Origin of the sequence: Mesorhizobium sp. M2A.F.Ca.ET.067.02.1.1 (assembly GCF_004023285.1) — a bacterium.
Classification (GTDB): Bacteria; Pseudomonadota; Alphaproteobacteria; order Rhizobiales; family Rhizobiaceae; genus Mesorhizobium.
This window is the reverse complement of the sequence record NZ_RZSB01000323.1, coordinates 1-6,408: the sequence shown is the minus strand read 5'-3', so window position 1 is coordinate 6,408 and position 6,408 is coordinate 1. Positions and strand designations below refer to the sequence as shown.

Annotated in this window: 6 protein-coding genes; 5 read left to right on the top strand and 1 reads right to left on the bottom strand. The window is 62.0% G+C overall.

Translation table 11 applies throughout. The features are described 5' to 3' along the window. The coding region (locus EOA28_RS20765) for an AraC family transcriptional regulator (protein ID WP_148670779.1) at positions 1-654 on the top strand (654 nt) is incomplete at its 5' end. 10 nt (positions 655-664) lie between these two features. Here EOA28_RS20765 and EOA28_RS20760 read toward each other — a convergent pair. Then, positions 665-1,537: an ATP-binding protein gene (locus EOA28_RS20760; RefSeq protein WP_127252330.1), complete on the bottom strand. Its 873-nt coding sequence runs from the start codon at positions 1,535-1,537 to the stop codon at positions 665-667. 266 nt (positions 1,538-1,803) lie between these two features. On the opposite strand from EOA28_RS20760, the gene yajC reads away from it, so the two are divergent. From yajC to EOA28_RS20740, 4 genes are all read left to right on the top strand, one after another. Next, a complete protein-coding gene (yajC, locus tag EOA28_RS20755) occupies positions 1,804-2,142 on the top strand; it encodes a preprotein translocase subunit YajC (RefSeq protein ID WP_041004168.1) in 339 nt (112 codons plus the stop codon). A 51-nt stretch (positions 2,143-2,193) separates the two neighbouring features. Continuing rightward, positions 2,194-3,207 (top strand): hypothetical protein, encoded by a 1,014-nt coding sequence (locus EOA28_RS20750; protein ID WP_127252332.1) that lies wholly within the window; start codon positions 2,194-2,196, stop codon positions 3,205-3,207. 89 nt (positions 3,208-3,296) lie between these two features. After that, the gene (gene secDF / locus EOA28_RS20745; RefSeq protein WP_127252334.1) at positions 3,297-5,846 is read left to right on the top strand and encodes a protein translocase subunit SecDF; all 2,550 of its coding nucleotides are present in this window, start codon (positions 3,297-3,299) and stop codon (positions 5,844-5,846) included. A gap of 124 nt (positions 5,847-5,970) precedes the next feature. Further along, entirely contained in the window at positions 5,971-6,360 is a 390-nt protein-coding gene (locus EOA28_RS20740; protein WP_095815316.1) for an Mth938-like domain-containing protein, read from the top strand. Positions 6,361-6,408 lie beyond the last annotated feature (48 nt).

Sequence of the window (6,408 nt, the reverse complement as noted above, 5' to 3'; positions counted from 1 at the left end):
TTCGTCAGGCGCGCCGGGGACATCGACCTGGTGCCGGCCGGCGAGGAGGGCGGCTTCGAGGCCGAAAGGCCGTTCGAGACGATGGAGATCGTCCTGCCGCCGGCCTTGATGGAAAGAGTTGCCGCGGAACTTGGCGGAAAGGCGCTGATATCACGGCTCGACACCCGCCATCTGCTGCGTGACCAGCGCATCGAGCATCTCGCTCGAGCGCTGCAGAGCGATCTCGCCGGCGGCGCACCAAGCGGCTCTTTGTTTGCCGACAGCATCGGCGCGGCGCTTGCGGTGAGGCTGCTTGGCCTCGATGGCCCGGACGTGGGTCGAGTGAACCGGTTGTCGGACGCCCAGCTCAAGCGTGTCCTCGACCACATCGAGACTGCTCTTCACGAGCCGCTTTCGATCGATCGCCTGAGCCGGGTCGCCGGCGCGAGCAGCTCGCATCTGCGCACATGGTTCAAGGCGGCGATGGGCGTCACCTTGCATCGCTACGTGTTGCGACGCCGCGTGGAAAGGGCGTGCGTCCTGTTGCGGCGCGGCGATCTCGGCACGAGCGAGGTCGCGGCGTTGACCGGCTTCGCGCACCAGTCGCACCTGGCGCATTGGATGCGCCGCGAGACCGGCCAGACGCCGCGCGATCTGCGGCGGGCGCAGAAGTGACGTCCGCTCCTCAGTCTTTCAGAGGCTTGCCGAGCCGGCCGGCGAGGTCCTGCGTGAACTGCCAGGCGACACGGCCGGAACGGCTGCCGCGCGTCGTTGCCCACTCCAGCGCTTCGGCGCGCAATTGCTCGGGATCGATGGCCAGGTCGTGATAGCGGACATAGCCGTTAATCATGTCGAGATATTCGTCCTGCGAGCATTTGTGGAAGCCGAGCCACAGGCCGAAACGATCGGAAAGCGAGACTTTTTCCTCGACCGCTTCGGAAGGGTTGATGGCGGTCGAGCGCTCATTTTCGATCATGTCGCGCGGCAAGAGATGCCGCCGGTTGGACGTAGCGTAGAAAATGACATTGCCCGGCCGGCCCTCGACGCCGCCTTCCAGCGCCGCCTTCAGCGACTTGTACGAGGTGTCATCGTGGTCGAAGGAGAGGTCGTCGCAAAACAGGATGAACCGGTAAGGCGCCGCCTTCAGAAGGCCCATCAGCTTGGGCAGCGTGTCGATATCCTCGCGGTGGATCTCGATCAGCTTCAGCGGCCGGTCGAGCTTGTCGGAGGCGTTGACGGTGGCATGCACGGCCTTGACCAGGGATGATTTGCCCATGCCGCGCGCGCCCCACAACAGCACATTGTTGGCCGCATAGCCGGAAGCGAAGCGCTCGGTGTTGTCGAGAAGGATATCGCGTACGCGGTCGACGCCGCGGATCAGGCCGATGTCGACTCGGTTTACCTTGCGCACCGGCTCCAGATAGCCGGGATCGGCCTGCCAGACGAAACAGTCGGCGATACCCAGGTCGGTCTCCGGCACCGGCGGCGGGGCGAGACGGGAAACCGCCTCGATCAGGCGATCCAGTTTCTTGTTCAAGGCGTCCAGGCTGTCGGTCATTTTGGGTCTTTTTGTTGAGGTCTTTCAGCGTGTGGGAGCAGCTTCCATGACATCGCTGCAAGAACCAGGTCCAAGCTTTTGTTGGAGCATGATCTTTCGGTGGCCTCGAAGCCGCTTCCGCTGCGACGCTCTAGCACGCCGCAAACGGCTGGAAAAGCAACGGATTGGGCCCGCAGCGCAGTTGCATTGGCAAGTTTACCGACTATATTCCGGCCAAATTTTCGCGGGGCGGCCGCGGCGGAATTTCACCATCCAGGAGTTTCTTGATGTTCGTTACACCGGCATACGCCCAGGGCGTCGGCGCTTCGCCAGACATGTTCATCTCGATTTTGCCGTTTGTCCTGATTTTCGTGATCATGTATTTTCTGATCATCCGGCCGCAGCGCGCGCAGCTGAAGAAGCGCCAGGAAATGCTTTCGGCGGTGCGCCGCGGCGATACGGTGGTGACCGGCGGCGGCTTCGTCGGCAAGGTGACGAAGGTGATCGACGACAATGAGCTGGAGATCGACCTTGGCGGCGGAACCAAGGTGACGGCGCTGCGTTCGACGATCTCGGACGTGCGCGTCAAGGGCGAGCCGGTGGCGAACCAGAACGCCAAGAAGTAAGCGCAATCCCGCGGCGATGGCCGCGGGCAGGGCTCCGACGAACGGCAACATATGGTCTATTTTTCGCGCCTGAAGATCGTTTTGATCGGGCTTGCCCTGGTCTCGATGGTCTTCGGCGCGCCGGCTGTTTTTGCATCGGTGCCGGGCGCACATGTTCTGCTTCACCTCGATACGGACCAGGTAAGAAGCCGCCGGCTGGAAGCAATGCGGGATCAGATCAGGACGCTGCTTCGCGACGCCGAACCGAAGATCCACTATAACGGCCTTGTTGTATCCGGCCTCACGGTTCAGCTGCGCATTAGCGATGCCGCGCAGGTCGAGGCCGCCAAGGCGGCGCTCAGGGCAGTGGTCGATCCCCTTGCCGGCAAGGAAGGTCCGGTCCAGGAGTTTGCGCTCGACGACAGTGAGCCTGGCTTGCTGAAGTTCACCATGACCGATGCCGGCGCGAAGTATCGGACCTCTGCCGCGCTCACACAGTCGATTGAAGTCATCAAAAACCGCCTGAACGAACTTGGCGTGGCCGATGCCACGGTCCAGTTGACGGATGACGGCATACTGGTTCAGGCACCGAGCGTCGCGGATTTGCACGGTCTGGCGCAAACCCTTGCGCGGCAGGGTCGGCTGCGCTTCCAGTTGGTCGATACTTCGATGCCGGTGGACGACGCGGTCAATGGCCAGCCGCCTGCCGGTTCAACCGTGCTTTACACGCCGGACGATCCGCCAGTTCCCTATCTGATCGAAGACCGGGTGCTTGTCTCGGGCGACAGTGTGCTGGACGCGAAAGCGACCCACGACAGTTCGACAGAACAGTTTGTCGTCGCATTCCGGCTCGATTCCAAGGGTACGCAACGTTTCAAGTGGGCGACCACGCGCAATATCGGCAAGCCGTTTGCGGTGATTCTGGACGATCAGGTGATTTCAGCGCCCATCATCCGGGAACCCATTGAGAATGGCACCGCACAGATATCGGGGAATTTCACGGCCGAGAGCGCCAAGGAGTTCGCCGTGTTATTGCGCACCGGCGCGCTGCCGGCGAGATTGACAATCGTCGAGGAAGCGCGATAGGGCCGGCCGTGGTCGGAACGATAACCATAGCTGACAACCTAGCCGATGGCGGAACGCTGCCGCTTGTACGCCTGAACGGATAAGAACGAATGCTTTATTTCTCGCGCCTGAAGATGGTCCTGATCTGGCTCGCCGTGGCCATCACAGTGATCCTCGCCGTGCCCAATCTCTTCCCGGCAAGCACGCTGGCGCAATTGCCGAGTTGGGTGCCGAAGCGGCAGATGACGCTCGGCCTCGATCTTCAGGGCGGTTCGCACATCCTGCTCCAGATGGATCAGAACGACCTGATCAAGGATCAACTGGAGACCACGCGCGACGAGATCAGGACGCTGCTGCGCGACGCCAAGATCCAATACACCGGCCTTGGCGGAACCGGCCGGACCGTTCAGGTGCGCATCAACGATCCAAGCCAGGTCGAAGCCGCCAAGACGGCGCTGAAGCCGATAACCAATCCGGTCGCGGCCGGGCTCTTTAGCGGTGGTTCCGTTCAGTCGATGACCCTGGATGATTCCGAGCCTGGGTTGCTGAAGTTCACCGTCACGGATGCTGGCATCAAGTATCGCACATCAACGGCATTGTCGCAGGCGATCGAAGTGGTGGAGCGGCGTGTCAACGCGCTCGGCACCACGGAACCGATCGTGCAGCGGCAGGGTGACGATCGCATTCTGGTTCAGGTGCCCGGACTGCAAAATCCGCAAAGGCTCAAGGACATCATCGGCCAGACCGCCAAGCTGACCTTCCAGATGGTCGATACGTCGGTGCCGGTCCAGGACGCGATGAAAAATCGACCGCCGCCCGGCGACTCCGTCCTTTACTCGCAGGACGATCCTCCCGTTCCTTATCTGGTTGAAAACCGCGTCATCGTGTCGGGCGAAGACCTGTCGAACGCGACGCCGACCTATAACTCGCAGACCAACGAGCCGGTCGTTTCGTTCACCTTCAATTCCCGCGGGGCGACGCGGTTCGGCCAGGCGACCCAGCAGAATGTCGGCAAACCTTTTGCGATCGTGCTAGACAATCAAGTCATCTCGGCGCCGGTCATCCGTGAACCTATCCTTGGCGGCACGGGGCAGATTTCGGGGAACTTTACGGCCGAGAGCGCCAACGACCTCGCCGTCCTGCTGCGCGCCGGCGCCTTGCCGGCGAAATTGACCATCATCGAAGAGCGCACAGTCGGCCCGGGCCTCGGCCAGGACTCGATCCACGCCGGCAAGGTGGCGGGCGTGATCGGCTCGATCCTCGTCGTTGCCTTCATGTTCGTCGCCTATGGCTTCCTCGGCTTTATCGCCAACGTCGCGCTCGCGGTCCACGTGGCGATGATCGTGGGCGCGCTATCGCTGCTCGGCGCTACGCTGACCTTGCCGGGTATCGCCGGTATCGTGCTCACCATCGGCATGGCGGTGGACTCCAACGTCCTGATCTATGAGCGCATCCGCGAGGAGCGACGAAACGGCCGCTCAGTCATTCAGGCGATCGACACCGGCTTCTCCAAGGCCCTGGCGACCATCGTCGATTCCAACGTCACTTCGCTGATCGCGACCGTCGTGCTGTTTTTCCTCGGCACCGGTCCGGTCAAAGGCTTTGCCGTCACCTATGCGATCGGCATCCTGACCACGGTCTTCACCGCCTTCACCTTCACCCGCATGCTGGTGGCGATCTGGCTGCGCCGCGCTCGTCCGAAGGAATTGCCGCGCGCCCCGGTCACCTTCATTCCGCCAGGCACGAAGATCCCGTTCATGGGGATTCGCCGCTGGACCTTTGCGCTTTCAAGCACGTTGTCCATCCTCTCGGTTGTCGGATTCCTGACCCTCGGCATCAACTACGGCATCGACTTCAGGGGCGGTTCGCTGATCGAGGTGCAATCCAAGCAGGGCGACGCGAATCTTGGCGACATCCGCTCGCGATTGTCGGACCTCAACATCGGTGAAATCCAGGTGCAGCAATTCGGCGCGCCAAACGATGTGTTGATCCGCGTGGGAACGCAGGACGCCGGCGAAAATGCCGAACAGACCGTCATCGACAAGGTGCGGGGCGAGCTGCAGGACCAGTATGATTTCCGTCGCGTCGAAGTCGTGGGACCGACGGTTTCCGGCGAGCTCGCCAAGCAAGGCACGATCGCCATGCTGATCGCGCTGGTCGGCATCCTGCTCTATGTCTGGTTCCGGTTCGAATGGCAGTTCGCGGTCGGAGCCATCGTCGCCACGGTGCACGACGTGGTCATGACGATCGGCTTCTTCGTCCTGACTGGGCTGGAGTTCAACCAGTCGTCGCTGGCTGCGATCCTGACCATCATAGGCTACTCACTGAATGACACCATCGTCGTCTATGACCGCGTCCGCGAGGATCTCAGAAAATACAAGAAGATGCCGCTGCCGCAGCTTTTGAACAACGCCATCAACGAGACGCTGTCGAGAACCACGCTCACCTCGGTGACGACGTCGCTGGCGCTGCTGGCGCTGGTGCTGTTCGGCGGCGAGGTCATCCGCTCCTTCACGCTGGCCATGCTGTTCGGCGTCGTGTTCGGCACTTACTCGTCGATCTTCATCGCCGCGCCGCTGCTGATCCTGTTCCGGTTGCGGCCGCAGGTCGCTGCCGAAGAGGAGAAGAAGCCGGTGAACGGCAAGGCTCTGACGACCTGACGCCATCAGCGCCGGTATGATTTCAGGTCGACTCGACCTGAAATCATACGGCTCTAATCAGAGAGACAGCGCATGATGGCGTCCGAAGACCGCTCAACATTTTTCGGCATCATGCTCTAGATCCATGGCCAAAGGCATCATCATCCGCGAGGCGCATTTCCCCGGCAAGGCGGCGATCGAAGCATATGGCAATGGTGGCTTTCGCTTTGCCGACATGTCGCATCGCGGATCGCTGCTTGTGCTGCCGTCGGGCATCCATGGCTGGGAACCTGCCGATCCGCTGGCGCTGAAAGCCTCGGACTTCGACAAGTTGCTCGCCGAAGCCGACCGCGTGGAGATACTGCTGGTCGGCATGGGCAAGGATTTGCGGCCGCTGCCGGCGGCGCTGCGCGCCGCGCTCAAGGAGGCCGGCATCTCCGCCGACCCGATGTCGACGGGCGCTGCGGTGCGGACCTACAATGTGCTGCTGGCCGAAGACCGCGCCGTGGCCGCCGCGCTGATCGCCGTCGACTGAATGGCCGGCACGCTCGACATCGTCAAGAATGGCGACATCGTCATGGAC